Here is a 15,708-nt window from a genome sequence, read left to right as displayed (position 1 = left end):
GATGGCTACCAGCTCACGGCAAGGCTGGCCGAGACGTTCCGGCCAGGGTTGGTGTAACGGTCGATCGCCGTGCTGCTGGAGGCCAGCGCGGAGGTGATCGCGGAGTAATCGATGTATTTCCGGTCGCCGAGGTTGAACACGCCGACGTTGATCTTGGCGCCGGGCGCGAAGTCCCAGTGCGCCACCAGGTCCAGCACCCCATAGCCGGCCGGGCGGAATGCGGTGGCGCTGGCCATGCGGTCCTTGCGCTTGGCGAAGGTGCCCAGCAGCTCCACGCCCCACGCATCGCGGTCGAAGGCCACACCGAGCGTGCCGCGCAGCGGATCGATCGATTCCAGTGGTACGTCGTCGGTCTTGTCCTGGCCGCGCGACCACGCCACCGCGCCGTTCAACGACCAGCCGGCCAGTGCGGTGCTGAGTTCGCCGAACTCGACCCCGGCCTTGAGCTCGGCACCGTAGATTTCCGCGTCGGCGATGTTCTGCGACTGGAACACGATCAGCCCCTGCGGGTTGATGCCCACCTGCCGCTGGGACTCGATGAAGTCCTTGTAGTCGTTGTAGTAGCCGCTCAGGCTGACATACGCGGCCTTGCTGACGTAACGCAGACCCAGCTCCAGCCCATCGCTGGTTTCCGGCTTGAGGTCAGGGTTGGGAATGGCGGTGTAGCCGAACATCACGTTGGTGAAGCCCAGGTTGACGTCGTTGTACGGTGGCGAGCGGAAGCCGTGCGAGTAGCCGGCGAACAGCGACCAGTCATCGGCGAAGCGCCACACCATGCCCAGCTTGGGCGACACGCTGGTCTTGGTCAGGTCCGATACCGGCATGCCCGGGTTGTCGGCGGCGAAGATCGGGTCCACGTCCGGGCGCAGTTCGTAGTGGTCCACGCGCACGCCCGGCACCAGCGAGAAGCGGCCATTGGCAAAGCGCAGTTCGTCCTGCACGTACAGGCCCAGTTCGGTGGTTCTGCTGATCGGGAAATCGCGCACCGGGAAGGCATCGGGCAGGATCGTGGTGCTGGTCTGGCCGTTGGCCAGCACCTGGTAGCCGTCGCGCTTCTGCCGCGTTTCGGTCCAGGTGCCATCGAAACCGTAGGTCAGCGCGTGCTCGACCGCGCCGGTCTGCAGGGCCTTGTGGAACGCGGCCTGCAGGCCGTACACGCGCTGGTCGAAGTTGAACTCGCGGTGGCGCGTGGTGCGGTTGGCCCGTTGTTCGTCGGTGCGCTGGGTGGTTTCGCTGTCCTGCCGGTACAGCTGCCAGGACAGGCTGTCGGCGAACCCGGCGGCCAGGGTGTCCATCTCGTGCGCGAACGACACCCGCGCGCGGGTCTGGTGGTCGCGCGCCTGCATGCCGGTGGTGGTGGTGTGGTCGATGGCCGACAGCACATCGGTGTCCACGCGGTCTTCGTTGCCGTCTACCGTCAGCCGGAAGCGCTGGTCCTCGCTGGGCGCGTAGACCAGCTTGCCGAGCACGCTGCGGCCATCGCGGTCCTGCGGGTTGGCGGCGGTGCGGGTGCGGTCGTTGCTGCGCACGTCGCCCATGCTTTCGGTTTCCTGGCCCTGGCGATGGTTGACGTTGACCATGCCGCTCCAGTGGTCGCCGCCGAAGGCGGTGGTGGCGCTGCCGAGCAGGCCGTTCCATTCGCCGTCATAGCCGAATTTCAGGCCGATATGGCTGTCTTTGCCATCCTTGAGGTAATCGGCCGGGTCCCTGGTGACGAAGGCCACTACCCCGCCCAGCGCATCGGAGCCATACAGCGCGCTGGCCGGGCCGCGCACGATTTCGACCCGCTTGAGCGTTTCCAGGTCGGTGAAGTTGCGGTTGGCATCGGCGAAGCTGCCGATGGTGAAGGCCTTGGGCATGGCGATGCCGTCGGTCTGGATCAGCACGCGGTTGCCATCCAGCCCGCGGATGCGGAACCCGCCCAGGCCGAAACGGGCCGGGCTGCTGGTCACCGAGATGCCCGGCTCGTAGCGGACCAGGTCCTTGATGCTGCGCACCAGGTGGGCGTCGAGTTGCTCGCGGTCGATCACGTCGACGGTGGCGGCCACATCGCCGAGCGCGCGTTCGGTGCGGGTGGCGGTGACCTGCACGCGGTCGAAGTCGCGCGCGTCAGTGCCGGCATCGGAGCTGGCAGGGGCAGCAGCGTGGGAGGCGGCCATGGGCAACGCCAGCCACAAGGCAAGGCTCAACGCAGTAGGACGGGTCATGTGGATGGGCAGGGTCGGCTGGACGCGGAAGGAGACCCCCGACAGACGCCGGCGACCAGAACGGTCGCGGGCGACGTGCCGAGGGGGAGAGAGCGGTGCGGGCGGTGGGCCTGGAGTGCTCCGCGCGGCCGCGCGGATGCACCCCGTGGGGGAGGCGGGCCGTTATTTGGTGAGGATCAGCTTGTCGTTGCTGGTGTGGCGCAGACGATAGAAGCGGTCGCCATGCTGGATCAGGATTTCGCGGCGACCCTTGAGCAGGGCTTCGCTGTCGATCACTTCTTCGGCTGGAACAACGCGGACCGGACGGTCGCGCAGGGACAGCGTTTCGGGGCGCAGCAGTACAGCGGCTTGAGTGTTCATTGTCTGGACTCGTGCGAGGGACACGTCAGATGATAATGATTCTCAGTACACAATCAACAACCATTCTCATGTTGATTGATGAAATTGATGATCGATTTTCGTAAATCGATTGATACAACCTATCGTTAGAGCCATGCCCTGCGTATCTGTCCGCAGGGCGCCGGCACCGCGAAGCCACGCAGGGCGTGGCGCTACGCGAAGATGGCTTCCACGCGGTGCCAGTCGGCGTCGGCCACCTGCTCCAGCACGTCGAGGGCGCCCAGGTTCTGTTCCAGCTGGCTGACCCGGCTGGCGCCGAGGATCACGCTGGACACGTTCGGGTTGCGCAGGCACCAGGCAATGGCCAGCTGCGCCGGCGACTGGCCCAGTTCGGCGGCCAGCGCGGTGTAGGCGCGTACCTTGTCCAGGCGGTCCTCTGCCGAATCACCCAGTACCAGCTCGCGGAGCCAGCCCATCTGGGCCTGGCCCAGCCTCGAGTCCGGTTCGAAGCCGGCGTTGTACTTGCCGCTCAGCAGGCCCGAGGCCAGTGGCGAGAAGATCGTGGTGCCCAGACCGGGATCGGCGTACAGCGGCGCGTACTCGCGCTCGACCCGCTCGCGGTGCAGCAGGTTGTACTGCGGCTGCTCCATCGTCGGCAGGTGCAGGTTGTGGCGGCGTGCCACGTCCACCGCGTGCTGGATCTGCGCGGCCGACCACTCCGAGGTGCCCCAGTACAGCACCTTGCCCTGCCGGATCAACGTGTCCATGGCCAGCACCGTCTCGGCGATCGGGGTGTCCGGATCCGGGCGGTGGCAGTAATACAGGTCCAGGTAGTCCACCCGCAGGCGCTTGAGCGCGGCGTGGCAGGCATCGGTCACGTGCTTGCGCGACAGGCCGTGCTGGGTCGGCCGAGGCTCGTCCACCGCGCCGAAGAACACCTTGCTGGACACGCACACCCCATCGCGGGGCAGGCGCAGGTCGGCGATCACATCGCCCATCACCTGCTCGGCACGGCCGCGCGCATAGCCCTCGGCGTTGTCGAAGAAGTTGATCCCATGGTCCCAGGCGCAGGCGACCAGGTTGCGGGCCTCGTCACGGCTGATCTGGTCGCCAAAGGTGACCCAGGCCCCGAAGGACAGGGCCGACAGCTTCAACCCGGACGAGCCCAGGCGGCGGTAGTGCATGCGTTTTCTCCTGCTGGATGGCCGCGCCAGGACACCGGGAGCGCGGCCGGAATGAGTCGCATCAGTGTATCGCCCGGCGGGCCCGAACCCATGTGGATCCTTGCCTGATCACGCCCGGTCGGCCCCCGTACGCTGCTTTTCCTTGCCCCGCCCCGGCCGCTGCTCTAGGCTTCCCGTTTTTCGCGGCGCCCCAAGGGAAGTCACATGGTCGAAGGTTTGGGCAGGATTGGCTTCGGCCTGTTCGGGTTGGCAGTGCTGATCGGCATCGCCTGGCTGTTCTCGAACAACAAGCGGTCGGTCGACTGGCGGCTGGTGATCACCGGCATCACCCTGCAGATCGCCTTCGCTGCGGTGGTGCTGCTGATGCCCGGCGGGCGTGAAGCGTTCTCGTGGCTGGGCGACGGCTTCGTCAAGGTGCTCAGCTTCGTCAACGAAGGCTCGCGCTTCATTTTCGGCAGCCTGATGGACACCAACCAGTTCGGGTTCATCTTCGCCTTCCAGGTGCTGCCGACGATCATCTTCTTCTCGGCTTTGATGGGGGTCATGTACCACCTCAACGTGATGCAGCTGATCGTGCGCGGCATGGCCTGGGCGATCACCAAGGTGATGCGCGTGTCCGGCGCGGAAACCACCAGCGTCTGCGCCAGCGTGTTCATCGGCCAGACCGAAGCACCACTGACGGTGCGCCCCTACATCGCCAAGATGACCCAGTCCGAGCTGATCACCATGATGATCGGCGGCATGGCCCACATCGCCGGCGGCGTACTGGCCGCCTACGTGGGCATGCTGGGCGGCAACGACCCGGTGCAGCAGGCCTTCTACGCCAAGCACCTGCTGGCCGCCAGCATCATGGCCGCCCCCGCCACCCTGGTGGTGGCCAAGCTGCTGGTGCCCGAAACCGGCACCCCGCTGACCCGTGGCACCGTCAAGATGGAAGTGGAGAAAACCTCCAGCAACATCATCGACGCCGCTGCCGCCGGTGCCGGCGACGGCCTCAAGCTGGCCCTCAACATCGGCGCCATGCTGCTGGCCTTCATCGCCCTGATCGCCCTGCTCAACGCCCCGCTGACCTGGTTCGGCGAAATCACCGGCCTGCAGGCCATGATCGGCCGCCCGACCGACCTCTCGACCATCTTCGGCTACCTGCTGGCCCCGATTGCCTGGGTGATCGGCACGCCGTGGGCCGATGCCACCACCGTCGGCTCGCTGATCGGCCAGAAAGTGGTCATCAACGAATTCGTCGCCTATTCCAAGCTCTCCGAAATCGTCAACGGCCAGGTCCCCGGCGTGTCGCTGTCGGCTGAAGGCCGCCTGATCGCCACCTACGCCCTGTGCGGTTTCGCCAATTTCAGCTCGATCGCCATCCAGATCGGTGGTATTGGTGGGCTGGCACCGGAGCGCCGCCACGACCTGGCCAAGTTCGGCCTGCGCGCGGTACTGGGCGGTACCATTGCCACCTTCATGACGGCGACCATCGCCGGCGTGCTGACGCATTTCAGCTGATATCCGTTCCCGAGAAACAGTCTTTATGAGTAGCAGTGTCGTCGTTGTCGGTTCCTTCAATGTGGATCATGTGTGGCGTTGCGAATCGCTCCCGGCCCCGGGTGCGACCATCGCCGGCCGCTACAGCACCGGCCCCGGCGGCAAAGGTTTCAACCAGGCCGTGGCCGCCCGCCGTGCCGGCGCCCCGACCACCTTCCTGTGCGCCCTGGGCGATGATGCCGGCGGCGCCATGGCCCGCGGCCTGGCCGAACAGGACGGCTTCGCCCTGAGCGCCGAGGCCAGCACCGAGCCCACCGGCACCGGCGGCATCTACGTCGACAGCCGCGGCCGCAACACCATCGTGATCGGCCCCGGTGCCAACGCCGCGCTCAGCACCGCCTACATCGAACAGCAGCGCGCGTTGCTGGCCGGGGCCAAGGTCGTGCTGGCCCAGCTCGAATCCCCCGTCGAAACCATCGAAGCGGCCCTGGCCATCGCCCGCGAAGCCGGTGCCACCACCGTCCTCAACGCCGCCCCGGCCGACGCTCCCTCCAGCATCGGCCTGCTCAAGCTCGCCGACGTGCTGACCCCCAACGAAACCGAATTCGCCGCCCTGCTCGGCCGCCATGTCGGCGAACGCGTCGACGCCGACGACGTTGCCGCCCTCGACGGCGCCAGCCTGCACGCCCTGTGCCGCAAGCTGGTCGGCAACGGCACCGTGGTGGTCACCCTCGGCGCCGTCGGCGTGTTCGTCTCGCACGCCGAAGAGAACCTGCGCGGCGACACCCAGCCCTACTACCGCGTAGGCGCCGAACAGGTGCAGGTGCTCGACACCACCGGCGCGGGCGACGCCTTCAACGGCGCCCTGGTCGCCTCCCTGGCCCAGGACCCGGACGCCGCCTTCGCCCGCCACGTCCGCTTCGCCAACCAGTTCGCCGGCCGCTCAACCGAAAAGGAAGGCGCCGCCGTAGCCATGCCGCATTACACGCCTGCGGACGTGTAACGCAGCACGACCAACGGTCGTGCTCTACCAGAACCGGCGCAAAGCGCCGGTTTTTTTCTGCCTCTGCATTTGACGTTCGTACCGTCACCGACAATGTCTCAAAGGCAGGTCGGGGTGGGTTTGCGGGGGTGTGAGCGGCATGGATGCCGCGACCAAGCCCCCATGGATGGGTTTACGGCGTCCCCCGCAAACCCACACCGACCTGCCAAGCCGTGGGACCAAGCAGAGCCGACGCCTTTGAAGTTGCTCTTGCTCTGGGTTTCAACGCAACTGAACCGCCCAACATCACCCACCACTGGGGGCGCGGGAAGCAACCGTCAAGCATCTGCTCATGCCCGTACGGCATCAGGGCCTTCCGGATCGGCCTGAATGTGGGGCCGGATCGCAGGGGTCTGCTCGGTTGCCGGGCACGGGCCGGCACTACAATGCCGGCATGCAGATTGGTCCCTACAACATCCAGCCCAACGTGGTGCTCGCCCCCATGGCCGGCGTCACCGACAAACCGTTCCGGCTGCTGTGCAAGCGCCTGGGCGCCGGCCTGGCCGCGTCTGAAATGACCATCTCCGATCCCCGCTTCTGGACCACCCGCAAATCCATCCACCGCATGGACCATGCCGGCGAACCCGACCCGATCAGCGTCCAGATCGCCGGCACCGAACCCCAGCAGCTCGCCGACGCCGCCCGCTACAACGTCGACCACGGCGCCCAGATCATCGACATCAACATGGGCTGCCCCGCCAAGAAAGTCTGCAACGCCTGGGCCGGCTCCGCCCTGATGCGCGACGAAGACCTCGTCGCCCGCATCCTCAGCGCCGTCGTCGGCGCGGTCGATGTCCCGGTCACCCTCAAGATCCGCACCGGCTGGGACTGCGACCACCGCAACGGCCCCCGCATCGCCCACATCGCCGAAGACAGCGGCATCGCCGCCCTCGCCGTGCATGGCCGCACCCGCGACCAGCATTACACCGGCAGCGCCGAATACGAGACCATCGCCGCCATCAAGGCCGCCCTGCGCATCCCCGTGATCGCCAACGGCGACATCGACAGCCCGCAGAAGGCCGCCCACGTGCTCGCCCAGACCGGCGTCGACGCCGTCATGATCGGCCGGGCGGCACAGGGCCGACCGTGGATTTTCCGCGAAGTCGCCCACTACCTTGCCACCGGCACCCTGCTGCCGCCGCCCAGCCTGCACGAAGTACGCGACATCCTGCTCGGCCACCTGCATGCCCTGCACGATTTCTACGGCGAACCCCAGGGTGTGCGCATCGCCCGCAAGCACCTGGGCTGGTATGCCAAGGACCGCCCCGAGAATGCCGCCTTCCGCGCCGTGGTCAACCGCGCCGAAGACGCCGCAGGCCAGATCGCCCTGACCACCGACTACTTCACCGCACTGGCCGCCGGCGAACCGCTGTCTTCCGCCGCCTGATCCCCCCATCGCCGGGCCTGCCCCGCGCCACGTGACCGCCATGACCCCGATTGCCGCCCCCACCTACCTGCACGGCTTCTCCAGCACCGAACAGCACCGCCTGGTCACCCAGGCCCGCCTGCTGGAATCGTCCATCTTCAACAACATCGACTACAGCGGCGCCCAGCGCCTGCTCGAAGTCGGCAGCGGCGTTGGCGCCCAGACCGAGATCCTGCTGCGCCGCTTCCCCGAACTGCACGTCACCGGCGTGGACCTCAGCGAAACGCAGCTGGCCACCGCCCGCCAGAACCTCGAGAAAACACCGTGGTGCAGCGAGCGCTACACCCTGCTGCAGGCCGACGCCGGCAACCTGCCGTTCGGCGCGCGCGAGTTCGATTCCGCGTTCCTGTGCTGGGTGCTCGAACACGTGCCCTCGCCCGCCCGCGTGCTCAACGAAGTGCGCCGCGTGCTGGTGCCCGGCTCGCCTGTCTACGTCACCGAAGTGATGAACGCCTCGTTCCTGCTCGACCCGTACTCGCCGCACATCTGGCGCTACTGGATGGCCTTCAACGACTTCCAGTACGACCACGGCGGCGACCCGTTCGTCGGCGCCAAGCTCGGCAACCTGCTGCTGGCCGGCGGCTTCCGCGACGTGCACACCGAGATCAAGACCATCCACCTGGACAACCGCGAACCGGCCCGGCGCAAGACCATGATCGCCTTCTGGGAACAGCTGCTGCTGTCGGCCGCCGACCCGCTGCTGGAAGCCGGCCTGGTCGACCAGGAAACCGTGGACGGCATGCGCCGCGAGTTCAGCCTGGTGCAGAACGACCCGAACGCCGTGTTCTTCTTCTCGTTCGTGCAGGCCCGCGCCACGGTGTATTGAATCAGGGCGCGTTCCAGATCCGCTCCCACATCACCGCGAAGCGGCGCTTGACCCGCGCCCTGCCCTGCTCGCCTTCGTAGGCCGGGCGCAGCTGCTCCGGCGGGATCGCCACCCAGCGGTCCCCCTCCACGCGAGCCACCGCGAAGGTGAAGGTGTAATCCGGTTCCAGCCCCATGCGCAGATCACTCAACTGCAGCTGGCCATCGACCACCTGCGCGCGCATGAAGCCCCGGTTGAACCAGTTCAATCGCGCAACGGCGGGAAGGTGCGCCGCCTGGCGCAGCGCCTGCACGTTTGAGGGATAGCCACGGAACGTCATCGGCCCACGGTCGGCCACCAGCGAACGCTCGCCAATCACATAGCCGCTGGGCGTCATCGCCACCACCTGCCACAGCAGCGTGTTGAACGGCGTGGCGACCGAGAACCGCGGCGCATCGCCCAGCCCCATCGCCGCCAGCGCACGGTCGGCTTCGCGGTCGACCTGGTGCTTGGCCACCAGCGACCAGCCCAGGTACCCGGTGCTCAGCACCAGCCCCGCCAGCAGCGCCTTCTGCGCCAGCGGGCGGCTGCGCGCGAACCATGCCACCGCGCAGCCCAGCAGCAGCCACACCGTGTACAGCGGGTCGATGATGAAGACGCTGGACCACATGGTCGGCGGCGGAGTGAACGGCCACCACAGCTGGGTGCCGTACACCGTGAACGCATCGAGCAATGGATGGGTGATCAGCGCCAGCAGGATCGCCCAGAACCAGCGCACTGGCGCCTGCGCCACGCGGCCGTGGCCGAAGCGCTTGAAACCCCACCAGATCAACAGCGCCACCCAGGGCAGCACCAGCAGCGAGTGGCTGTAGCTGCGGTGTTCGGTCATCAGCGCGACCGGATCGGTGGCGGTGAAGGCCAGCAGCAGGGCATCCAGGTCCGGCAGGGTGCCCAGCGCGGCGCCGGCAAGCAGCGCGGCTCGGCGGTGGCCGGCAGGGGCGATGGCGGCGGCGACGGCGCCGCCCAAGACTATCTGGCTTAGGGAATCCATTTGGGGATGTTACGGGACGTCCAGTGGGTTACGTGCACAGGGGCATGGCTTTGACACGCATGGCTCGGTTACGTGCGCAGGATGATGGCTTTGACACGCATGGCGTGTCACTACGATCCTTGGTCGCTTGGGTTTGGGGTCGAATGTTGGGGGTGGGCTGCAGGCGTAGGGACACGCCATGCGTGCCTGGGGGTCAGGCCACGGCCGCCGTTCGCGCGGTGACCAGCTGGGTCAGCGTGTGCCCGTGGTGGTCGAGCAGGCGCAGGCTTCCGTCGGGGTCTTCGGCCAGCGCGGTCAGGCTTTCGACCCAGTCGCCGTCGTTGGCGTAGACCAGTCCGTCGCGTTCGACCAAAGCGGCGCGATGGATGTGCCCGCACACGATGCCGTCCAGGCCACGTTGGCGCACATCGGCCAGGCCGGCCTGCACGAAGCGTTCGATGTAGCGCTCGGCGGCACCACTGCGTTGCTTCAGGAATGCCGACAGCGACCAGTAGCGCATTCCCAGCCGCCGCCGTGCGGCGTTGAGCAGCCGGTTGCCGGTGAGGATGCGGTAGTACAGCCAGTCGCCGAAGCGTTCCTGCAGCCCACCGAAGTGGGTGGCGCCGTCGTAGTCGTCGCCATGCACCACCAGCAGCCGGCGGCCATCGGCGGTGGTGTGGATGGCGCGGCGGCGCACCTGCATCGCCGGCAGCATCAACCCGCACAGCTGGCGCAGCGACGCATCGTGGTTGCCGGGGATGTAGACGATCTCGGTGCCGGCCCGGCGCAGCGCATGCAGCGCGTGGATCACATCGCTGTGGGCCGCCTGCCAGCTGGCCCGTCGATGGGCCAGCCACCACAGGTCGATGATGTCGCCGACCAGGTACAGCCGCTGGCAGCGCAGCCGGCCCAGGAACCCCGCCAGTTCGGCGGCGTGGCAATGCTGCGAGCCCAGATGCACGTCGGAGAGGAACACCGTGCGCCGCCAGGGGGCCGGCCCCCCGGCCGGGGATGACCGGCCTGCTGCCTCCCGATCATGCGCTGCCAGGCCAGCCGACCCGGCCCGTCGGCCGACCGCGACCCGATCCATCCCGTGATACCCCGGACGCTGCTCGATGGCGTGCATGGCGCGTGCTCCTTCCCGGCGGCTGAATGGCCGGGAGCCTGCGCCTGCGACACGGCAGCGGCGTGACCGTTTCGGGGCAGACCGATGACGGCGGCCGGCAGGACCCCGCCCTGCGCGCCCCGTTGTCACGCTGGTGGAACACTGGGCCACGACGCTGGGCCCCAATCACGCTCCGGCGGCCCCTGCCGGTGGGCACGCCGGCTTAACCACGGGCAACCCCCGCTGAGCCACAATGCAATGGCGCGACTTGCCGTGTATCATGCGCGCCCATCTTTCCATCCGAATCAAAGGATATTACGCCTGATGTCCAGCTACCTGTTCACCTCCGAATCGGTCTCCGAAGGCCATCCGGACAAGATTGCCGACCAGATCTCCGATGCGGTGCTGGACGCGATCCTTGCCCAGGACCAGCGCGCCCGCGTGGCCTGCGAAACGATGGTCAAGACCGGTGTGGCGATCGTGGCCGGTGAAATCACCACCTCCGCCTGGATCGACCTGGAAGCGCTGACCCGCAAGGTGATCCTGGACATCGGCTATGACAGCTCCGACGTCGGCTTCGACGGCGCCACCTGTGGCGTGCTGAACCTGATCGGCAAGCAGTCGCCGCACATCGCCCAGGGCGTGGACCGCAAGAAGCCCGAAGAAATGGGTGCCGGCGACCAGGGCCTGATGTTCGGCTATGCCACCAACGAAACCGACAGCTACATGCCGGCCGCGATCCACCTGTCGCACCGCCTGGTCGAGCAGCAGGCCAAGATCCGCAAGAAGAAGAACTCGCCGCTGTCGTGGCTGCGCCCGGATGCCAAGAGCCAGGTCACCCTGCGCTATGAAAACGGCGCCGTGGCGGCCATCGATGCAGTGGTGCTGTCGACCCAGCATGCCCCGGGCATCAAGCAGAAGGACCTGATCGAGGCCGTCCGCGAAGAGATCATCAAGCCGGTGCTGCCGGCCAAGTGGCTGCACAAGGGCACCAAGTTCCACATCAACCCGACCGGCAAGTTCGAGATCGGCGGCCCGGTGGGCGACTGCGGCCTGACCGGCCGCAAGATCATCGTCGATACCTACGGCGGCTGGGCCCGTCACGGTGGTGGCGCGTTCTCGGGCAAGGATCCGTCCAAGGTTGACCGTTCGGCGGCTTACGCGGCCCGTTACGTGGCCAAGAACGTCGTGGCGGCCGGCCTGGCCGACCGTTGCGAAGTGCAGGTCTCCTACGCCATCGGCGTGGCCGAGCCGACCTCGATTTCGGTCACCACCTTCGGTACCGGCAAGATCAGCGATGACAAGATCGAAAAGCTGATCCGCAAGCACTTCGACCTGCGCCCGTACGGCATCATCAAGATGCTGGACCTGATCCACCCGATGTACCAGCAGACGGCGGCCTACGGTCACTTCGGCCGCAAGCCGAAGGACTTCAGCTACCTCAACGCTGCCGGTGACACGGTCAACGCCACGGCCTTCTCCTGGGAGAAGACCGACCGCGCCGCCGCCCTGCGCGCCGATGCGAAGCTGAAATAAGGGCCAACCGCCCGCGCAGCATGTGAAACCGACGGCCCGCGAACGCGGGCCGTCGTCGTTACAATCCCTGCATGCCTTCCGACATCAAATCCCACCAGCTGACCATGACCGTGCTGATGTCGCCGGAGATGGCCAATTTCTCCGGCAAGGTCCATGGCGGGGCGATCCTGCGCCTGCTCGACCAGGTCGCCTACGCGTGTGCCAGCCGCTATGCCGGCCGCTATGTGGTGACCCTGTCGGTGGACCAGGTGACGTTCCGCGAGCCGATCGCGGTCGGTGAGCTGGTCACCTTCCTGGCCTCGGTGAACTACACCGGCACCTCGTCGATGGAAGTCGGGGTGAAAGTGGTGGCCGAGGACATCCTCAAGCGCAGCGTGCGGCACGCCAACAGCTGCTTCTTCACCATGGTGGCGGTCGATGACGACGGCAAGCCGACCCCGGTTCCGGCGCTGCAGCTGGAATCGAGCGACCAGCGCCGCCGCCATGCCGCCGCGTTGCTGCGCCGGCAGCTGCGCGCGGAGATGGAGCAGCGCCAGCGCGAGTTGTTGGCGTCCAATCCGCCCTCGCCGGAATAAGCGTCACGACCAACCGTCGTGACCTACCGTTGTGGCACGTCGGTCGAGGTTGTCATGACCAATGGTCGTGACCCCCATCTCGCAGGGCGATCCGGGTCGTCATGCCCGGGTAGGTATCGACCGTTGGTCGATATGTGCCTCACCCCGTGTTCTGGACGCCCTGGGAGACGCCGTTCACGCACGCCACCAGGGCGCGCAGCACCTCGTCATCCTCGCCACCGCTTTCGCGCCAGCGGCGCAGCAGGTCCACCTGCAGCACGCTGATCGGATCGATGTACGGATTGCGCAGGCGGATCGAAAGCGCCAGGCGCTGGTCGTGCTGCAACAGCTCGTCCTGGCCGGTGATCTCCAGGATCAGTTTGCCGGTCAGCGCCAGCTCACGCTGGATCTGCGGGAAAAACATGGCGTGCAGCGGGCCGGCCAGCCGGGAGAACTGCTCGGCGATGGTGATGTCGCCCTTGGACAGCACCATCGCGATGTCGTCCAGGAAGGTGCTGAAGAACGGCCAGTCGCGCGCCATCGCCTGCAGCGTGGTCCCATGCCCGGCATCGATCGCCGCCTGCAGGCCACTGCCCACCCCATACCAGCCGGGAATCACCGCGCGCGCCTGGCTCCAGGCGAACACCCACGGAATCGCGCGCAGGTTGGTCAACGCAGCGTCCTGCCCGAGCCGCCGTGACGGCCGCGAACCCAGCGTCATCCGCTCGATCACATCGATCGGGGTCGCCTGGCGGAAGTACTGCATGAAATCGCGCTGGCCAACGAACGCCCGATAGGCGTCCGCGCTCTTCCCGGCCACGAGGTCCATCACCGGGCGCCACTGCGCTTCGCGCGGTTCCGGTGCCCGCGGCCGCAGGCTGGAGCGCAGCACCGCGCCGGTGGACTGCTCCAGCGAACGCAGCGCCAGCGCGCGGATGCCGTACTTGCGATGGATCACCTCACCCTGTTCGGTCACGCGCAGGCGGCCATCAATGCTGCCGCGTGGCGAGGCGTCCACCGCATCAGTGGTCTTGCCGCCACCGCGGCTGATCGAGCCGCCGCGGCCGTGGAAAAAGGTCAATCGGATGCCGCTTTCAGCGGCCACTTCCAGCAGCTCCACCTGGGCGCGCTGCAGGCCCCAGCGCGACGCGGCGATGCCACCATCCTTGCCGCTGTCCGAATAGCCCAACATCACCATCTGCACGTCATCGCGCGCGGCCAGGTGCGCGCGGTACACGGGGTCGGCCAGCAGGTCGCGCAACGTGTCGGTGCCGCGTTGCAGGTCGTCCACGGTTTCAAACAGCGGGGCGATATCCAGCGGCACCGCCCCGGCCTCGTCCACCAGCCCGCCACGCCGTGCCAGCGCCAGCACCGCGAGTACATCGCTGCGGTCGTGGGCCATGGAAATGATGTAGCTGCCCAGGGCATCAGCGCCGTGGCGGCGGCGGGCATCGGCCAGCGCGGCGAACACCGCATCAAGGCGCTGGCCGCCGGCCTCCGTGCTGGCCGGCAGTGCCTGCTCGCCACTCGCGAACGGCGCCAACCGCTGCGCGCGCGCAATCGCGTCGGCCGCGTCCCAGGCGTCCTGTCCATCCAGCACGCTGGCCAGCGCACGCCCGTGCACGCTCGATTCCTGGCGCACGTCCAGGCGCGCCAGGTGGAAACCGAACGTGCGCACCCGCCACAGCAGCCGGCGCACCGCGAAGCCACCGGCGTGGTCGCCCTTGTTGGCATGCAGGCTGTCGAGGATCAGCGTGATGTCGTCCTCCAGTTCCCGTGGCGAGGCGTAGGCGCCCTCGGCGTCCTCCAGCGTGGCCTGCACGCGCGCGCGCATGCGGTCGTTGAGCAGGCGGTACGGCATGTCGGCATGCCGCGGGCGTGAGACCACCGTGGGCAGCAGCTGCTGGTAATGCGCCACCCGGGCCTGCAGTGCGTCGCTGACCGCCACCCGCTCGGTGGACTGGCTGAGCAGGCTTGCCAGCTGCAGCAGGTCCTTCTGGTAGCGTCCCAGCACCGCCTGGCGCTGCGCGTCGAGCGTGCTGCGGATGGTGCCGGCATCCACGTTCGGGTTGCCGTCCATGTCGCCGCCCACCCAGGTGCCGAAGCGCAGCAGCCGGGGCAGCGGCACGCTGTCGCCATAGGTCTCGACCAGTGCCTGCTGCAGCGACTCGTACAGCACCGGGATCACCCGGTACAGCACCTGCACCAGGTAAAAGCCCACGTGTTCGCGCTCATCGTCCACGGTGGGGCGCACCGGTGAGGAATCGGTGGTCTGCCAGGACGCGGTGAGCGCCATGCGGAAACGCGCCGCATCGGCCGCAGCTTCGCCCGGGGTGCGCTGGCCGTCGAGGTTGTCGACCAGGCTGGCCACCATCAGCTGTTCTTTTTCCAGCAGGGCGCGGCGCACCGCTTCGGTCGGGTGTGCGGTGAACACCGGCTCGATGTCGATGCGCGGCAGCCAGCTGGCCAGCTCATCCAGGGTGACGCCCTGCGCTTTGAGCTGCTGAAGTGCGTCCTGCAGGCCATCGGGCTGCGGCGCGGTGCCGGCGCGCTGGTAATCCCGGCGGCGACGGATGCGGTGCACCCGCTCGGCGATGTTGACCACCTGGAAGTAGGTGCTGAACGCACGCACCATCGCTTCGGCGCGTTCGGGCGGCAGCCCGGTCAGCGCATCATTGAGATCTGACAGCGGCGCATCGCTTTCACGGCGCGCGATGGCGCGGGTGCGCACCTGTTCCACATCATCGAAGAACTGCGTGGAGACCTGCTCGGCAAGCAGGTCGCCGACCAGTGCGCCGAGTCGGCGCACATCGTCACGCAGGGGAATGTCGGGGGTGGCAAAGACGATGCTGCTGCGGTACTCGTTCATCTGCGACGCACTGGCCTCGGGAACGGAATCCAGTCAAGCCTAACGCAGATCGCGCGGTGATCGACGCCGCACAGATAGTTTCAATTGCATGTGTTGGTGACGTAGTGCCACGCCCTGCGTGGCAACCGC

At 67.4% G+C, this 15,708-nt stretch carries 12 protein-coding genes; 6 read left to right on the top strand and 6 right to left on the bottom strand.

What is annotated here, in order from left to right; translation table 11 throughout:
• Window positions 1–5 precede the first annotated feature (5 nt).
• From ACTJI4_RS05975 to ACTJI4_RS05965, 3 genes are all read right to left on the bottom strand, one after another.
• Complete coding sequence (locus ACTJI4_RS05975; RefSeq protein WP_440868813.1) at window positions 6–2,207, bottom strand: TonB-dependent hemoglobin/transferrin/lactoferrin family receptor; 2,202 nt, start codon at window positions 2,205–2,207, stop codon at window positions 6–8.
• A gap of 162 nt (window positions 2,208–2,369) precedes the next feature.
• On the bottom strand, window positions 2,370–2,567 hold the full coding sequence (hemP, locus tag ACTJI4_RS05970) for a hemin uptake protein HemP (RefSeq protein ID WP_392919101.1): 198 nt from the start codon (window positions 2,565–2,567) through the stop codon (window positions 2,370–2,372).
• Between the two features lie 191 nt (window positions 2,568–2,758).
• Window positions 2,759–3,730, bottom strand: coding sequence for a potassium channel beta subunit family protein (locus ACTJI4_RS05965; protein ID WP_392919104.1), 972 nt, complete (start codon window positions 3,728–3,730; stop codon window positions 2,759–2,761).
• 204 nt (window positions 3,731–3,934) lie between these two features.
• On the opposite strand from ACTJI4_RS05965, the gene ACTJI4_RS05960 reads away from it, so the two are divergent.
• From ACTJI4_RS05960 to ACTJI4_RS05945, 4 genes are all read left to right on the top strand, one after another.
• Entirely contained in the window at window positions 3,935–5,233 is a 1,299-nt protein-coding gene (locus ACTJI4_RS05960) for a NupC/NupG family nucleoside CNT transporter (RefSeq protein WP_392919108.1), read from the top strand.
• A gap of 25 nt (window positions 5,234–5,258) precedes the next feature.
• A complete protein-coding gene (locus tag ACTJI4_RS05955) occupies window positions 5,259–6,215 on the top strand; it encodes a ribokinase (protein WP_282247624.1) in 957 nt (318 codons plus the stop codon).
• 433 nt (window positions 6,216–6,648) lie between these two features.
• Window positions 6,649–7,641 (top strand): tRNA dihydrouridine synthase DusB, encoded by a 993-nt coding sequence (gene dusB / locus ACTJI4_RS05950; RefSeq protein WP_093536202.1) that lies wholly within the window; start codon window positions 6,649–6,651, stop codon window positions 7,639–7,641.
• Window positions 7,642–7,681: 40 nt separating this feature from the next.
• A complete protein-coding gene (locus tag ACTJI4_RS05945) occupies window positions 7,682–8,506 on the top strand; it encodes a methyltransferase domain-containing protein (protein ID WP_068849287.1) in 825 nt (274 codons plus the stop codon).
• A 1-nt stretch (window position 8,507) separates the two neighbouring features.
• Here ACTJI4_RS05945 and ACTJI4_RS05940 read toward each other — a convergent pair whose 3' ends face one another.
• Both ACTJI4_RS05940 and ACTJI4_RS05935 read right to left on the bottom strand, forming a co-directional pair.
• The gene (locus ACTJI4_RS05940) at window positions 8,508–9,536 is read right to left on the bottom strand and encodes a metal-dependent hydrolase (protein WP_440868812.1); all 1,029 of its coding nucleotides are present in this window, start codon (window positions 9,534–9,536) and stop codon (window positions 8,508–8,510) included.
• 193 nt (window positions 9,537–9,729) lie between these two features.
• Window positions 9,730–10,491, bottom strand: coding sequence for a UDP-2,3-diacylglucosamine diphosphatase (locus ACTJI4_RS05935; RefSeq protein ID WP_440868811.1), 762 nt, complete (start codon window positions 10,489–10,491; stop codon window positions 9,730–9,732).
• A gap of 453 nt (window positions 10,492–10,944) precedes the next feature.
• On the opposite strand from ACTJI4_RS05935, the gene metK reads away from it, so the two are divergent.
• Both metK and ACTJI4_RS05925 read left to right on the top strand, forming a co-directional pair.
• On the top strand, window positions 10,945–12,156 hold the full coding sequence (gene metK / locus ACTJI4_RS05930) for a methionine adenosyltransferase (protein WP_392919119.1): 1,212 nt from the start codon (window positions 10,945–10,947) through the stop codon (window positions 12,154–12,156).
• A 71-nt stretch (window positions 12,157–12,227) separates the two neighbouring features.
• Complete coding sequence (locus tag ACTJI4_RS05925) at window positions 12,228–12,731, top strand: acyl-CoA thioesterase (protein ID WP_440868810.1); 504 nt, start codon at window positions 12,228–12,230, stop codon at window positions 12,729–12,731.
• A gap of 139 nt (window positions 12,732–12,870) precedes the next feature.
• On the opposite strand, the gene ppc is transcribed toward ACTJI4_RS05925, so the two are convergent.
• Window positions 12,871–15,579, bottom strand: a complete 2,709-nt coding sequence (gene ppc, locus ACTJI4_RS05920; protein ID WP_440868809.1) for a phosphoenolpyruvate carboxylase — start codon at window positions 15,577–15,579, stop codon at window positions 12,871–12,873.
• Window positions 15,580–15,708: the final 129 nt, after the last annotated feature.

Source organism: Stenotrophomonas sp. 22385, assembly GCF_052045085.1.
Taxonomy (GTDB): domain Bacteria; phylum Pseudomonadota; class Gammaproteobacteria; order Xanthomonadales; family Xanthomonadaceae; genus Stenotrophomonas.
Note: the sequence above shows the minus strand (reverse complement) of the source record. Positions and strands in the feature narration are given on the sequence as shown.

Bases quoted from the DNA above. Each gene is read 5' to 3' on its own strand.
- ACTJI4_RS05975 (WP_440868813.1), bottom strand. From the start codon at position 2,207: ATGACCCGTCCTACTGCGTTGAGCCTTGCCTTGTGGCTGGCGTTGCCC.
- hemP (WP_392919101.1), bottom strand. From the start codon at position 2,567: ATGAACACTCAAGCCGCTGTACTGCTGCGCCCCGAAACGCTGTCCCTG.
- ACTJI4_RS05965 (WP_392919104.1), bottom strand. From the start codon at position 3,730: ATGCACTACCGCCGCCTGGGCTCGTCCGGGTTGAAGCTGTCGGCCCTG.
- ACTJI4_RS05960 (WP_392919108.1), top strand. From the start codon at position 3,935: ATGGTCGAAGGTTTGGGCAGGATTGGCTTCGGCCTGTTCGGGTTGGCA.
- ACTJI4_RS05955 (WP_282247624.1), top strand. From the start codon at position 5,259: ATGAGTAGCAGTGTCGTCGTTGTCGGTTCCTTCAATGTGGATCATGTG.
- dusB (WP_093536202.1), top strand. From the start codon at position 6,649: ATGCAGATTGGTCCCTACAACATCCAGCCCAACGTGGTGCTCGCCCCC.
- ACTJI4_RS05945 (WP_068849287.1), top strand. From the start codon at position 7,682: ATGACCCCGATTGCCGCCCCCACCTACCTGCACGGCTTCTCCAGCACC.
- ACTJI4_RS05940 (WP_440868812.1), bottom strand. From the start codon at position 9,536: ATGGATTCCCTAAGCCAGATAGTCTTGGGCGGCGCCGTCGCCGCCGCC.
- metK (WP_392919119.1), top strand. From the start codon at position 10,945: ATGTCCAGCTACCTGTTCACCTCCGAATCGGTCTCCGAAGGCCATCCG.
- ACTJI4_RS05925 (WP_440868810.1), top strand. From the start codon at position 12,228: ATGCCTTCCGACATCAAATCCCACCAGCTGACCATGACCGTGCTGATG.
- ppc (WP_440868809.1), bottom strand. From the start codon at position 15,579: ATGAACGAGTACCGCAGCAGCATCGTCTTTGCCACCCCCGACATTCCC.